A 14,658-nucleotide genomic window follows, 5' to 3' on the forward strand; every position below is an offset into this window, starting at 1 on the left:
CCGCACTCATAGCCGCACCGCGAGATGCTGGAAACTCACAAACGGAATCAAGGTAAAATGAAACGAAGCGTTAGCCATCCGACGGCAGCCCCTGCTCGAGCCTGCGAAAGCGCAGCGGCGCCAGGGCTGAGGCGCGCTGCCACCAGTCGGCGACGCGGTCGTCGAGCGCGGTCACGCCGCGGCCCTGGCCGGGGAAGATCCGGATCTGCTGCACCGCCTCGGCCTCGAAGCCCTTCGCCCGCCGCGTGATCTTGATCACCGCGCCTTCGCGGTCCCGCTGCGTCAGCGGGATCAGGAGGCGGCCGCGCGGACGCAGCGACTGGAGCCAGAGCGGATGCGGGTGCGGGAAGCCGGCGTGGACGATGATCACGTCGGCGGGTTCGCCGATCAGATCACGTCCATCACCATGGGCCACCTCGACGTTGTCATAGGCGTGAAGGAAACTTGCAGCGCGGGACGCGAGACGCTCGTCGCATTCGATCCCATGCACGCTGCCCTTCGGGCCGACCATCTTCGACAGCACCGCCGAGAAATAGCCGAGCCCGCAGCCGATCTGGACCACGCGGTCCTTCTCCCTGACGTCGAGCACGTCGATCAGATGCGCCCACAGGCTCGGCAGGCCGGTGTCGAGCTTGCGGCGTGCGTCGATCGCGACCAGCACATTATCATAGAGGTGAACGGGATCTGCATCCGGCGTCTGCCGGTAGCTGCGCGCCGCCTCGCTCTTGATACGCCAGGGTCCCCTTGCCAGAAATTTTTCGCGCGGAACGGCGGCGAGCGCGTCGATCAGACGCTTCGAGGAAATCCGCTCGCGCCTGGCAATCAACTCCACATAGCGCGCACGCGCGGCGGCAAGATCGCTCATTTCGCCACATCGGCCTGTTCACGAAGCGGCACATCCGCATCGAGCTCGTTGACCAGTTGCATCGCCTGCTTGAGATCCGGCGTGTAAAAACCCTCGCTGAACCTGCCCACGATCGGCACGAGCAGGAGACGTGCGTGCTCACGCTTGCCGGCCTGGTGCGACAGGCGTGCCAGGCTGACCGCAGTGCGAAGCTCCCAGGACAGCGCACCCTGCTTGCGTGCGACCTCCAGCGACTGGCCGAACAGGTCCTCGGCCTCCTGCACCGAGGCCGGATCGCCGTCCGACAGCGTGATCTCGCCTTGCAGGCGATAGACCTCGGCGAGGTAGGAATGATCGCCGGTCCGCCGCGCGGTCGCGAGCGCGCCGTCCAGCGCGCGCAAGGCGGCATCGCGCATCCCGACCTTGGCATAGGCCTCCGCCAGCAGGCAGCGGAACCAGCAGCCGGCGAGCCAGGAATCCATCGCCTCGTATTCGTCGAGGCCGAAGCGCATCTGGCTGAGACCTTCGTCGGCCTCGCCGAGCTGCGTCAGGGCCCATCCGCGCAGGATCGCGGCCTGCTGCTTCCAGTGCAGGAAATTGTGCTCGGTGGCGATGATCATGGCACGGTTGGCGTGGTCGCGCGTGCCCTCGACGTCGCGCAAATGCTGGCAGAGATAGGCGCCGAACACGAGTGCGAAGGCGAGTGTGAAAGGATGGCGGATCTTCTCGGCATTGGCGATCGCCTGCTCGCTGTGCTGGCGCGCCGCGTCGGGCCGGCCGAGGAACCAGAGCAGATAGCCGAGATAGGACAGCGAGACGACGCCGGGATCGGTGCCGTGCCGCTCCATCAGATCGGAATGCAAATCGGGGCTGTAGAGGTTGATGCAGCGATGTAGATGATGCTGCGAGGCGGCAAAGCGGCCGCGATAGAGCATGGTCATCGCGATCGAACGGTGCGCCTCGATCAGATAGCCGGTCTGCTGGGCCGGCTGCGACCGCTCGTTGAGCCGCTGGCGCTTGGCGAATTTCAGGAGCTCGACGCTGAGATCATGCGCGCGGGTGAGATCGGCGCGGATGAAATGGCAGACCCAGAGGCCGCGGGTCGCGGCGAAAGCCTTCTCGTCGTCGTCGAGCTGCTGGCCGAGCTCGAGCGCACGGATGTAATTCTCCTCGACCTCCTGCACCGCATAGCCCTTGGCGGCGATCAGTGCGATGCCGAGCGCGATGCGCAGCTCGAGCTCCATCTCGTCGGCGCCCTGCATGCGCGCATTGGCCTGCACGACGCTCAAGCCCCGGCGCAAATGGCCGATCGCCTCCAGATTGGCACCGCTCCTGGCCGCCTGCTTGCCGGCCTTGAGCCAGAAGCTGGCGGCGCCCTCGCTCTGGCCTGATTCGGTGAGATGATGGGCCAGCAGCTCCGGCTCGCGATCGGTCTTCTCCGGATACATCTCGCCAAGCACCTGCGCGATGCGCGCATGCAGCTTGCGGCGCTCGCTGTGCAACAGGCTCGCATGCGCGGCGTTCTGGATCATCACGTGCTTGAAGGAGTAGAGCGCATCCGGCGGATGGCCACGCCGCATGACCAGCCCGGCTTCCTCCAGATGGTTCAGCGCGGCCTCGATCTGCTCCGCCGGCGTGTTGGCGACGGCCTGGAGCGTCTCGTAGGAGAACTCGCGGCCGATGGTGGCGCCGATCTGCGCGATCCGCTTGAACGGGCCCATCCGGTCGAGCCGCGCCATCAGCGAGTCCGTCAGCGTTGCCGGGATCGCCAGTTGCCGCCACGGACCCGACAGCACGTAGCGTCCGTGCCGCTCGGTCAGGAGATTGGATTCCAGCACCGTCTTGGTGAGCTCCTCCAGGAACAGCGGCACGCCGTCGGTCTTGACGATGATCTCCTCGACCACCTCCTTGGGCAGCTCCCTGCCGGCAACGCGCTCGACCAGCGTCGTGCGCAGCTGCCGGCTCAGGCGGTTGAGCACCAGGGTGGTGATGTGCGAATGCGCGTTCCAGCTCGGCTGGAATTCGGAGCGCGCGGTGATGATGGCGAGGATCGGCCGGTTCTGTACGCGGTCGACGAGCAGGTCGATGACCTCACGGGAAGTCGGGTCGATCCAGTGCAGATCCTCGAACGCGATCACCAGCGGCATTTCGCGCGCAAGGCCCAGGAAGTGATTGACCAGCGCCGCAACGGTCGCATCCTTCTGCTGCTGCGGCGACAGGTCGAGCGGTGGATAGCGGTCTCCGGTCGGTATCGACAGCAGCGCGGCAAACAGCGGCGTGACCTGCTCGATGTCGCCATGCGCGGCCGCGATCGCGGTCTCCAGGCTCGCCAGCGACAGCGCGGAGGCATCCTCGCGGTCGAGCCCGAGGGAGAATTTGAGCTGCTCGGCGAACGGATAGAACGCGGTGGAGGTGTAGTAGGGCGAACACTGGAACGAGACTTGCGCATGCCGGTCGCCCGAGATCCGCTCGAAGATTTCCTGGATGATGCGCGACTTGCCGATGCCGGGTTCGCCGAACTTGACGACGACCTGGCCGTCGCCGCCCTTTGCCTGCTGCCAGCGGCCCATCAACAGCGCAATCTCCTCCTCGCGGTTGACGAGCGGCGTCAGCCGCGCGCCCATCGCGGCGGCGAAGCGGGTCTCCACCCGCGAGGCGCGCACCACGTGCCAGGCCTGCGCCTTCTCCGAGATGCCCTTCAGCGCATGGACACCGAGACTGCGGTAGTCGAACTTTCCCTTCAGAAGCGACTGCGTCGAGGCGGAGATCACGACGCCGTTGGGCGGCGCCAGGGCTTGCAGGCGCGCCGCGAGATTGACGGTTTCACCGACCGCGGAGTCGCGCTCTTCGGTGCCCTGCCCGACGAGGTCGCCGACCACGACGAGGCCGGTCGCAATGCCGATGCGGACGGCGGGCGAATGGTTGAGCGCGCCCCGCGGCTCGACCGCGCGCGCGGTCGACAGCACCCGCACGATCTCGAGCCCCGCACGCACCGCGCGCTCGGCGTCGTCCTCATGTGCGGTCGGATAGCCGAAATAGACGAGGATGCCGTCGCCGACGAAACGGGCGGCAAAGCCCTCGTAATGCTTGACCACGCGGACGCAGGTCTCGCGGAAGCTCGCGATCATGTCGCGCACGTCCTCCGGATCGAACTGCACCGAGAGCGAGGTGGAATCGACCATGTCGCAGAACATGGTGGTGAGCTGGCGCCGTTCGGCCCCGACCTCCGCCCGGGTCTGCGGGCGTGCCGCCGCCGGAGCCTCCGCCGTTTCAGCCTGGAATAGCGCCGCCATCGCCCGCTGGAGCCGCTTGCGATCGCCAAGCGGCAATCCGAGCTCGACCAGATCGGATTCGGTGAGATCTCCCAGGACGTCGAGATCGAGGCGGTGCTGTTCGAAAAGATCGGAGTAGTGGCCGAGGCCGACTCCCTCGAGCCAGCGCTTCAGCCCGCCTTCCGTTGCCGTGCCCGGCTCATTCTCCAGCATGGTGATTCTGCCCGACCTTCACTCCGTCGAAGGGCTTTGGGGCCCCTCAACCACAGATTTTGGGGCCCGAACTTCACCTCAGACTGGACGCGTTCCCTAACTCTTGAGAAGAATAGCCCAATCAGATCAAAAGGGAATGGCATTGTCGGACATTGCATCCGCAGCGGGATCGGTCGGCGCAAGCCTGGAAACGAAGACCTTTTCCCATATCGGCGGCCTTCTCGACTTCCACGCCCGCAGGATTCCTGAGGCGCCCGCTATCCTCGCCCCTGGACGGCCGGCCCTCACCTATGGCGCGCTTGGCGAGCGGACGCACGATCTCGTGCACACGCTGCGTGGGCTCGGCATCGCGCCTGCGGACAGGATCGCCGTTGCGCTGCCGCGCGGCGCCGACAGCGCGCTGGCGCTGATCGCGGTCGCCTCAAGCTGCGCCTGCATCCCCGTCAATCCCGATCTGACCGCGGACGAGCTGCAACGCTATTTCAGCGAATTGAAGCTGACGACGCTCGTCACCCGCGCCGACATGAACTCGCCCAGTCGCGACGTCGCCAAGGCGCTCGGCATCGCCGTGATCGATTTCGTGCCGGGGCCGAAAGACGATCTCGGCGGCTGCACGTTCATGGGCCCGAAGATCGGACCTGCGAGCACGAGTGGCGCCTCGCGCGGCGACGACGATGCCTTCATCCTGCTGACGTCGGGCACGGCGGCGCGGCCGAAAATGGTGCCGCTGACGCATCGCAACGTGTGCCTCTCTGCCTATAATGCGGGCCGCGTGCTGTCGCTCACGTCCCATGATCGCCTGCTCAACGTCTTGCCGCTGTTTCACGCCCATGGCTTGATCTCCGGTCTTCTGACGGCATTAGCCGCGGGCTCGAGCGTGATCTGCACCGACGGCTTCGACGCCTCCTCCTTCTTCGGCTGGATGCACGAGCTGCAACCAACCTGGTACACGGCGGTGCCGACCATTCATCGCGCGCTGCTGACGGCGGCGGAATCCGACCCGGGCCGCGTCCGGGCCTCGTCGCTGCGCGTGATCCGCTCTGCCTCGGCCTCGCTTGCGCCCGCGATCTTGTCCGGATTAGAGGCGGCGTTCGGCGTTCCCGTGCTCGAAACCTACGGCATGACGGAGGCGGCCTCGCAGATCGCGGCCAATCCGTTCGAGCTGCGCAAGGTCGGATCGGTCGGCCGCGCCGCGGGCCCCGAGATCGCGATCATGGATGAGGCGGGCCGTGCGCTTGCGAGCGGCGAGCACGGCGAGATCGTGCTGCGCGGCGCCAACATGACGCGTGGCTACCATAACGACGAGGCGGCGACAGAGGCCGCGTTCCGCAACGGCTGGTTCCGGACCGGCGATCTCGGCTATCTCGACGCCGACGGCTATCTCTTCATCGTCGGCCGCATCAAGGACGTCATCAACCGCGGTGGCCAGAAGATCTCGCCGCTCGAGGTGGAGGACGTGCTGCTCGGCCATCCGGCGGTGCTGGAGGCCGGGGTGTTCGCCGTCCCGCACCCCAAGCTCGGCGAGAACGTCGCCGCCGTCGTGGTGCTGCGGCAAAATTCCGAGGCGAGTTCGGACCAGCTGCGCCAGTTCGCGCGAAAACGTCTTGCGGCCTACAAAGTGCCGAGCCTGATCCGCAGCGTGGCCGCGCTGCCGAAGGGCGCCAGCGGCAAGGTCAAGCGTAACGCGCTGGCCGGGTTGATCGCGGAGACGACGGATGCCGGCGAGACGCGCCTGCCGCGCAATGCGCTGGAGAGGCAGCTCGCCGCGATCTGGGCCGGCCTCCTGGAGCTGCCGCAGGTCGGCATCGATCAGGACGTCTTCGCGCTCGGCGCGGACTCGCTTGCGGTGACGCAGATGCGCTCGCGCCTGCGCGAACGCTTCAGCGTCGACTTCTCGTTCGAGGACATTTTTGATTGCGCCACGGTCACGGCGCTTGCAGCCCGGCTGGAGACCGCTGCAACGCATCGCGATGCGGCGCTGCCGGCCTGGCGCCAGGCGGCAGCGGTGACGGCGGACGCGCCGCTGTCGTTTCAGCAGCAGCGGATGTACCTGCTCTCGCGGCTCGATCCGACGCGCTACAATTACAATGTCGTCGAAGTCGCGATGCTCAAAGGCCGGGTCGACGTCGCCGCACTATCTGCGAGCCTCACCGCGATCTGCGCGCGCCACGAGGCGCTGCGCTCGGTGTTCATCGAGCGGCAGGGCGAGCCGGCGCAGCGCGTGCTGCAATCCCCACCGCGGCTCGAGCGGATCAAGCTCAAGCCCTGCCCTGCGGACAAGCGGGCGACAATCATCCGGCGTAAGGCGCTCAAGCTCGCGCAATACAAGTTCGATCTGGCGCACGAGCCGCCGCTGAAAGTCACATTGCTGTCGTTCGACAAATCCAGCCACGCACTGGTCGTCAACGTCCATCACCTCGTCACCGACGGCTGGTCGCAGCGATTGTTCTGGGAGGAGCTCGCCGCCCACTATGCCCCGGCACACAAGAACGACGAGGCGGCGTTGCCCTCGCCCACCTTCCAGTATCGCGATTTCGCACTCTGGCAGCAGGGCTGGGCGCAGACGCCGGCGGCGAAGGAGCAGCTCGATTACTGGCGGACGCAGCTCGAGGGCGTCACCACACTGCCGCTGCGGACCGACCGGCCACGACCGGAGGTCTGGAGCGGTCATGGCGCCCGTCACTATTTCGAGTTCTCCAGGACGCTTTCGGGCGACGTCCGTGCGCTGAGCCAGGCCCAGGGCGTCACGCCCTTCATGACCCTGCTCGCGGCCTTCCAGTGCCTCTTGTTTCGCCATACTGGACACGAAGACGTCGCGACGGGATCGCTGATCGCCAACCGCAACCAGATCGAGAGCGAGCGCCTGATCGGGTTGTTCGCCAACACCCTGATCCTGCGCAACGATTTTGGCGGCGACCCGAGCTTTGGCGAAATGTTGCGGCGGGTGCGTCAGGTGACGCTGGACGCCTACCGTAACCAGGACCTCCCCATTGAGGAGGTGCTGCGCGCGCTGCAGATCGCGCGAAGGACGGACGGCAATCCGCTGTTCCGGATCATGTTCATCCTCCAGAACGCCTCGATCGAGGCGGCACGCTTCCCCGGCCTGTCCACCCGGCCGCTGGAGGTGGACCCGAAAGTGGCGCGCTTCGACATCACGCTCGAGCTGGTCGAGGCCGATGGGCGTTTCACCGGCTTCTTCGAATACGCCACCGATCTGTTCGACGCGGCAACAATCGAAAGCATGGCCACGCAGTTCAGGACGCTGCTCAAGGCCGTCATTGCCGATCCGGAACAGCGCATCTCGCGCCTGCCGCTGCTGACCGCGGCCGAACGCCGGCAGCTGCTGGCGAAAGGCCACGGCGTGCCGGCCAACTTCGCCTCGCGCGGAAATCTCAGCGAACGATTCGAGCGCCAAGCGAAGAAGATGCCGAACGCGATCGCGGTGTCGGACGGCCGCGCATCTCTGAGCTATCGCGAGCTGGCGCGCCGCAGCCAGGCCATCGCGCGCTGGCTTCTGCGCGAGGGCGTCGGGCCCGAGACGGTGGTCGCCTTGCTCGCCGAGCGCGGCCTCGATCTGCTTGCCGCCATGATTGCGGTGCAGCGCGTGGGTGCGGCCTTCCTTAACCTCGATCCGGACCAGCCGACCGCGCGACTGGCGACCATCCTCGGATCGAGCTGCGCCCGCGTGCTGCTGACCGGGCGCGCCCAATCGGCCATGGTCGAGGCGCTGCTCGAGCCGCTGGTCGAACGCATCCAGGTGGCCCAACTCGAGGACACCATCGCGCCAGGGATGACCAAGCCGGCCCGCGCCGCGCGGCGCGCAGCCTCGAGCCTTGCCTATCTCATCTATACGTCCGGCTCCTCCGGCGCGCCGAAGGGCGTCATGATCGAGCAGCGCGGCCTGTCGAACCATCTGGCGTCGCTGATTACCGAGCTGAAGCTGTCGCCTAAGGACGTGATCGCGCAGACCGCACCGCAGAGTTTCGTCATTTCTGTCTGGCAGTTCCTCGCAGGCCCCATGGTCGGCGCGCGCGTGCATGTCTGCGGCACCACGATCGTGCCGGACCCGATCCTGCTCGCGCGGGAGATCGAGCGCGAGCACATCACCGTGCTCGAGATCGTCCCGTCGCTGCTACGCTTGATCCTCGATCGCATGGACGAAGTCCCCATCCGGCGCGCCTTTGCAAGGTTGCGCGTCCTGATCTCGACCGGCGAGCCGCTGCCGGTGGATCTCTGCCGCGCCTGGTTCGCCCGCTGTCCGAAAGTGCCGCTGATCAATGCCTATGGGGCGTCGGAATGTTCCGACGACGTGTCGCTGCACCGTCTGACCAAGGCGCCGGCGATCGCGACGGGCAACGTTCCGGTCGGCGCGCCGCTGCCGAACACCCAGCTCTACGTGCTCGACGCAAACCTGCAGCCGCAGCCGGTCGGCGTCACCGGCGAGCTCTGCATCGGCGGCGCCGGCGTCGGCCGCTTCTATGTCAACGATCCCGCGCAGAGCCGGCAGCGTTTCCTGGCCGATCCGTTTTCGCGCCAGGCCGGCGGCCGGCTGTACCGCACCGGCGACCTCGCGCGCCGCCGCACCGATGGCACGATCGAATGCCTCGGCCGCGCCGACCATCAGGTCAAGGTCCGCGGCTACCGCATCGAGCTCAAGGAGATCGAGAACACGCTTGCCGACCATCCTGACGTGCGTGCCGGCATCGTCGAACCGCGCCGCGAGGCCGGCGGCGATGTCAGGCTGATCGCCCATATCCTCGCCAAGCCCGGCAGCCGGGTCAGCGCCAGCGAACTGCGTGAATTCCTGAAGAGCAGGCTGCCCGGCCATGCCATTCCGTCCGCCTTCCTGTTCGTGGACCAAGTGCCGCTCAACGCCCATGGCAAGATCGATCGCTCCGCGCTGCTCGCGCCCGCGCAGCCGGAAACGACCGGCCCGGATGCCACCGTGCCGGCGCGGCGTTTCACCGAAAAAGTGCTCTCCGACATCTGGATCGACCTGCTGAAGGTCGAGAGCCTCGGTGTCACCGACAATTTCTTCGACCTCGGCGGCCATTCGCTGCTGGCGGGCCAGGCGATGGCGCGTGTCGCGCGCGCGCTCGGCGTGTCGCTGCCGATCAAGACCATTTTCGAGGCGCCGACGGTCGAAGAGCTTGCCCGTCGGGTCGATGAGGCCGTGGCAGCGAAACCGCACAAGCCTGCCGCAAGCGTCTCGCGGCTGATCGAAAGCGGACCGCCGACGCTCTCGATCGCGCAGGACCAGATGATTCGGATCGAGCAGAACCTGCCGGGCCTGCCGCTGTTCAACCTGCCCTTCGCCTTCCGGCTCGATGGCCCGCTCGATCCGGCCATCCTCGCGCAAGCATTCGGCGACATCGTGCGCCGCCACGAATCGCTGCGGACGGGTTTCGGCTGGAACGGCGAAGAGCCTGTCAGCCGCATCGCCACCCCCAGCGAGCTCGGCCCCGTCCTCACCGTCGAGGTCGTCGGCGACGGGCGGCCGCACAACAACAAGCGGCGCAAGGCGCTCGAACTGCGGAAGATCGATCTGCTGATCCAGCAGGAGACCTATACCCCGTTCGACACCGCGCGGCCGCCGCTGCTGCGGGCGCGGCTGTTGCGGCTCCATGCCGACGACCACGTGCTGCTGCTGACGCTGCATCATGCCATTGCCGACGGCTGGTCGATCGGCGTGCTGTTCGAGGAATTGTCCGGCCGCTATGCGGCGCTTGCCGGGCGCCCCGCGGCGCCGCTACTGAGGCCGCCGCCGGCCTTTTCGGACGTCGCACGCTGGCAGCGCTGGTGGTGCGGCACCGACGCAGCCCGCCGCCAGGCCGCCGACTGGACGGAGAATTTGCGCGGCGCGGCTGCGATCTTCGAGGGCGAAGCGGACCCGGGCGCGTCCACCGGGCACTATCCGCTCGGGCTCGAGCCAGATCTGATCGCACGGCTCACCGCGTTCGCCGGTCAGCACAATGGCACGCTGTTCATGTGCCTGCTGACTGGCCTGAAGGCCCTGCTGCTGGCGCAGACCGGCCGCACCGACATCTCGGTCGCCACCGCCATGGCCAATCGCGCCCAGCCGGACACCGACCGGATCGTCGGCCCGTTCGAGAACACGGTGATCGTCCGCACGACAATCACGCCGGATCTGTCGTTCGCGCAGGCCCTGAGCCGGGTGCGCCAGAGCGTGCTCGATGCGCATGCACGGCAGGAGCTGCCGTTCAACATGCTGGCCGAGCATCTGGAGCGGGAGGGGATCGACCCGGCCGCGCTGCTCCAGGTCTATTTCACGCTGCAGAATCCGCTGCGCCAGCCGCTCGATCTGCCGGAGATTGCGGTGCAATCGATCGGAAACGTCGCGCGCGAGGGCCAGCCGGTGCTGCCGATCGACCAGACCTGGCTGTCGCTGATGCTGAAGGAGCGCCCGACCGGAATCACGGGTTCATGCAATTACAAGCACGAGCTGCTCGACGGCGGCACGGTCCGTACATGGATGGCGGATCTCGTCGCGCTGCTGGAGGCGGCCGTCGCTCAGCCCGGCAAACCACTCGGCCGATTGCTCGCGCGCAAGGCGGCATGACCGGCCGTACACGAGGGCGAATACAGGTTCACTCGTCAAAGCTGTGCATGATCAAGTTGCATCTTGATTATTTGGCGCCACCGCGCAAGATTATTCCCGCCTTTTTGATTTGGATGATTATTTTCAACCGGGGGAGTGTGTTATGGGTTTCATCAAATTTACCAAGGGCGCCTCGTTGAGCGACAAGGACCGCAAGGCCCTGCAAAAGCTGCTGGCCGGCGAGAAGAAGAAGCTCCAGTCCGCGCTGAAGGACGTCGACGCCAGCCTTTCGATGCTGGGCGGCTTGAAGAAGGCCAAGAAGAAGAAAAAGTAAGACTAGTCGGCAGGGACGCCGCACGAATCTTCAGGCTTCATTTTTCGGCCTCCGGTTTTCAAATTGGGCCGCTCGCTCGTCGGGCTGGGGTCTCGCACAAGCTTGCGCCTGTAAACCGGCCTGCAAATCGACAAGAATTTGCCTGGGTGGACCGCTAAGACCGGTCCGCTTGGTTGATTCTTGCTCAGTTGATTCTTCCGTCAGAGCTGGGGATTTGGCCTCTGCCTGACGCCAAAGGCCCAATTGATGGCAGACGACAGAATTGAACTGTTTGTCGGACTGATCGCGACCATTGACGCGCCGGGGGCGGCCGATGCGTGCCGACGGCTGCTTTCGGTCGACGAACGAATCCGCGCCGACCGCTTCATGTTCGAGCGGCATCGGCGACAATATATTTTTGCACACGCCATGCTCCGTCTGGCGCTGTCGCGGGTCGCGCCGAATGTCGCTCCCACCGACTGGTCCTTTGGGACCGGCCGCTATGGGCGGCCGTTTGTTGCATCGCCCAAAACCTCGACCGCGCTGCATTTCAGCCTGTCGCACGCCGACGGCTGCGTTGCCTGCGTCGTATCCGGGCACGAGGCTGTCGGCGTCGACGTCGAAACCGTGTCACGGCGCGTCGCCCCGCTTTCCACCGCGAATCGCTTCTTTGCGCCGGAAGAGGTCGAAACGCTGCGCAGGCTGCCGGAGCCGGCGGCGATCGAGCGCTTTTTCGACTATTGGACGCTCAAGGAGGCCTATCTGAAGGCCAGGGGCTTCGGGCTCAACCTGCCGCTCGACGCCTTCGCGATGCAGGTGTCGCGCGAGGCCATCGAGATCAGCTTCAAGCCTGATATCGCCGACGATCCCTCGGGATGGCGCTTCTCGCTGTGCTCGCCCTCCCCCTCGCATCGCCTCGCGATCGCCGACGGCTCCCGGGCGGACGGCGGCCTTCCCATCACTCGCAATGCCTGGCCGCTCCAGGAAGCGGCTGAATGACGACCTCGCGGCTGCGCGTCTTTCCCGCGATCTCGCGCAACCGCGATCCCAAGCAGTATGTCGGTGAGCTCATGCGGGTGGCAGAGTTCGCCGACCGCAGCGGCTTCGAAGGCATTCTGCTGTTCGAAGGCAACGACGTGTTCGTCGAGCCCTGGGCCATGGCCCAGCACATCATGGCGAAAACGACCCGGAGTTCGCCGCTGATCGCCGTCAACCCGGTCTACATGCACCCGTTCACGGCGGCGAAATTCGTCTCCTCGCTCGCGCAGCTCTACGGCCGCAAGGTCTATCTCAACATGATCACGGGGACCGCGGTCAGCGACTTGCAGGGCCTCGGCGACGAGCAGACCCATGCCGACCGCTACATCAGGCTCGGCGAGTTCGTCGCGCTGATGCGCCAGCTGCTCTCGAGCCCGCGGCCGGTGACTATCGAGGGCCGGTTCTACCGCGCGAGCAACCTGCAGCTTCGTCCGCGTCTGCCGGCGGAGCTGATGCCGGAATTTTTGGTCGCCGGCCAGTCCGAGGCGGCACAGCGCGTGGCCAGGGAGACCGGCTGCATCAAGATGCAGATGCTGCCGCCCGATCTCGATCATGGCCTCGATGCATCAGGCATGAATTTTGGAATTTTCGCACGCGAGAGCCGCGAGGAAGCGCGGCAAGCAGCAAAGGCACGCTTCCGCGACAACCCCGATGATCGCGAGCTGCTCGCGCTCACCGTGGAGAACAGCGACTCCGTGTGGAAGCGGCGACTGTATGAGGGGCAAAGCGGCGAGCTTGCGGACAATGGCTACTGGCTGCTGCCGTTCCTGACCTTCCAGGCGGACTGCCCCTATCTCGTCGGCAGCTACGAGGAGATCGGCGCAAAGCTGAGGGCGTTTGCGGCAAAGGGCCTGACCACGATCATGCTCGACATGGTCGCGGACGAGACCGAGATGCAGCACGTCTGCAAGGCGCTGGCGGCAAGCGGGATGTTCTAGAGGTCCCGAGCGACGCTGCTTCTTCTCCCTCTCCCCGTTCTTACGGGGTCGCGACGAGCTTCGCTCGCGCTGAGAGGGTTGGGGTGAGGGGCCTCTCTCCACACGTTAGGTTGCCGCGAGACCTGTACCCCCTCACCCGGATCGCAAGTGCGATCCGGCCTCTCCCCGCAAGCGGCAGGGCTATCGCAGATGGCTTCTTGGTGACGGCCAGAGCAAGCGCCTCGTCCTTCGAGACGACCGCTCCGCGGTCTCCTCAGGATGAGGCTAAGCAGCATTGCCCCCGTTGAAATTGCTGCCGCGCACTCCGCCCTCATCCTGAGGGCCCGCCATCGGCGGGCGTCTCGAAGGATGCGCTGCGGGCGAGCTATCCGCCACGCATCTTCATATGCGATTCCCCTGCCGCAAGCGGGGAGAGGTTAACCTCACCTTGCCTCTTCGAATCCGGCCAGCACCGAAGTCAAATTCGCGCCGAGGATATCCGAGAGATAACCGCCCTCCTGCACGAACACGGTCGGCAGGCCCATCTTCGCGATGGCCTGGCCGATGCGGCGGAAGCCGGGCGTGGTGACGGCAAGGCCCTTCAGCGGATCGTGCTCGGAGGCGTCGAGGCCGAGCGCGATGACGAGGGCGCCGGGCGCAAAGGACTCGATCGCCTTGCGGGCGACGTCCATCGCCTGCATGTAGCCGTCGTCACCGGTGCCGATGGCGAGGGGAATGTTGAGATTGGCGCCGAGGCCCAGGCCTTCGCCGCGCTCATGCGCATAGCCCCACACATAGGGATAGTACGCGACGGGATCTGCATGGATCGAGATCGTATAAACGTCGGGCCGCGCGTAAAAGATGCCTTGCGTGCCGTTGCCGTGATGGACGTCGACGTCGAGGATCACGACCCGTTCGTGCTTCAGCCGCAGATGTGCCGCCGCGATCGCGCTGTTGTTGAGAAAGCAGAAGCCGCCGGCCATGTCGCGATAGGCGTGATGGCCGGGCGGACGGCAGAGCGCATAGGTCGCATCCTCGCCATCCATCACCATTTGCGCCGCCGTGACCGCAACGTCCGTTGCGGCACAGGCCGCCGCCCAGGTGCCCGGGCCGATCGGCGCCGCGGTGTCGGCCGTGTGCCAGCCGAGCTTGCCGACGATGTGGGTGGGATAGGTCGCGGCGTGGCGCACGGGATGGATGTTGCCGATCATCTCCGGGCCGGAATCGCCAAGCGCGGTCCAGGCGTCCCAGGCTTCGCTCAGGAACGACAAATATTCCGGACTGTGGATGCGTGCGCGCGGCCCCTGCCCGAACGTCGTCGGTTCGACCAATTGATGCTTGCCGTCCTTCAGGCCCTTGAGCAGGCGGTCGGCGCGCTCGGGCTGCTCGGTGGTGCGCTTGACGACGCCGCGAACCAGGAAGAATTGCGGATCGTGGCTGCGGTGCAGTTCGGTATGGACGGCTTTCACTCAAACACTCCGTGGTCGCTGAGGACTCTGGTT

The 14,658-nt window shown here is 66.2% G+C and carries 7 protein-coding genes; 4 read left to right on the top strand and 3 right to left on the bottom strand.

Annotation, left to right across the window (positions count from 1 at the left end):
• Positions 1 to 70 precede the first annotated feature (70 nt).
• Together ACVJ19_RS42300 and ACVJ19_RS42305 are read right to left on the bottom strand one after the other, a co-directional pair.
• On the bottom strand, positions 71 to 865 hold the full coding sequence (locus ACVJ19_RS42300; RefSeq protein ID WP_453954983.1) for a protein-L-isoaspartate O-methyltransferase family protein: 795 nt from the start codon (positions 863 to 865) through the stop codon (positions 71 to 73).
• Entirely contained in the window at positions 862 to 4,329 is a 3,468-nt protein-coding gene (locus ACVJ19_RS42305) for an ATP-binding protein (RefSeq protein ID WP_453954984.1), read from the bottom strand. The genes ACVJ19_RS42300 and ACVJ19_RS42305 overlap by 4 nt, the downstream gene beginning before the upstream one ends.
• A gap of 136 nt (positions 4,330 to 4,465) precedes the next feature.
• On the opposite strand from ACVJ19_RS42305, the gene ACVJ19_RS42310 reads away from it, so the two are divergent.
• From ACVJ19_RS42310 to ACVJ19_RS42325, 4 genes are all read left to right on the top strand, one after another.
• On the top strand, positions 4,466 to 10,909 hold the full coding sequence (locus ACVJ19_RS42310; RefSeq protein ID WP_453954985.1) for an amino acid adenylation domain-containing protein: 6,444 nt from the start codon (positions 4,466 to 4,468) through the stop codon (positions 10,907 to 10,909).
• Between the two features lie 142 nt (positions 10,910 to 11,051).
• The gene (locus ACVJ19_RS42315) at positions 11,052 to 11,222 is read left to right on the top strand and encodes a hypothetical protein (RefSeq protein ID WP_453954986.1); all 171 of its coding nucleotides are present in this window, start codon (positions 11,052 to 11,054) and stop codon (positions 11,220 to 11,222) included.
• A gap of 246 nt (positions 11,223 to 11,468) precedes the next feature.
• Positions 11,469 to 12,200 (top strand): 4'-phosphopantetheinyl transferase family protein, encoded by a 732-nt coding sequence (locus ACVJ19_RS42320; RefSeq protein WP_453954988.1) that lies wholly within the window; start codon positions 11,469 to 11,471, stop codon positions 12,198 to 12,200.
• A complete protein-coding gene (locus ACVJ19_RS42325) occupies positions 12,197 to 13,177 on the top strand; it encodes an LLM class flavin-dependent oxidoreductase (RefSeq protein ID WP_453954990.1) in 981 nt (326 codons plus the stop codon). The genes ACVJ19_RS42320 and ACVJ19_RS42325 overlap by 4 nt, the downstream gene beginning before the upstream one ends.
• Before the next feature lie 422 nt (positions 13,178 to 13,599).
• Here ACVJ19_RS42325 and ACVJ19_RS42330 read toward each other — a convergent pair whose 3' ends face one another.
• Positions 13,600 to 14,625, bottom strand: a complete 1,026-nt coding sequence (locus ACVJ19_RS42330) for a histone deacetylase family protein (protein WP_453954992.1) — start codon at positions 14,623 to 14,625, stop codon at positions 13,600 to 13,602.
• Positions 14,626 to 14,658 lie beyond the last annotated feature (33 nt).

The organism is Bradyrhizobium sp. USDA 376 (assembly GCF_054063675.1).

Excerpts from the sequence above, each read along its gene's own strand:
- ACVJ19_RS42305 (WP_453954984.1), bottom strand. The coding sequence starts at position 4,329 with ATGCTGGAGAATGAGCCGGGCACGGCAACGGAAGGCGGGCTGAAGCGC.
- ACVJ19_RS42310 (WP_453954985.1), top strand. The coding sequence starts at position 4,466 with ATGGCATTGTCGGACATTGCATCCGCAGCGGGATCGGTCGGCGCAAGC.
- ACVJ19_RS42320 (WP_453954988.1), top strand. The coding sequence starts at position 11,469 with ATGGCAGACGACAGAATTGAACTGTTTGTCGGACTGATCGCGACCATT.
- ACVJ19_RS42300 (WP_453954983.1), bottom strand. The coding sequence starts at position 865 with ATGAGCGATCTTGCCGCCGCGCGTGCGCGCTATGTGGAGTTGATTGCC.
- ACVJ19_RS42325 (WP_453954990.1), top strand. The coding sequence starts at position 12,197 with ATGACGACCTCGCGGCTGCGCGTCTTTCCCGCGATCTCGCGCAACCGC.
- ACVJ19_RS42315 (WP_453954986.1), top strand. The coding sequence starts at position 11,052 with ATGGGTTTCATCAAATTTACCAAGGGCGCCTCGTTGAGCGACAAGGAC.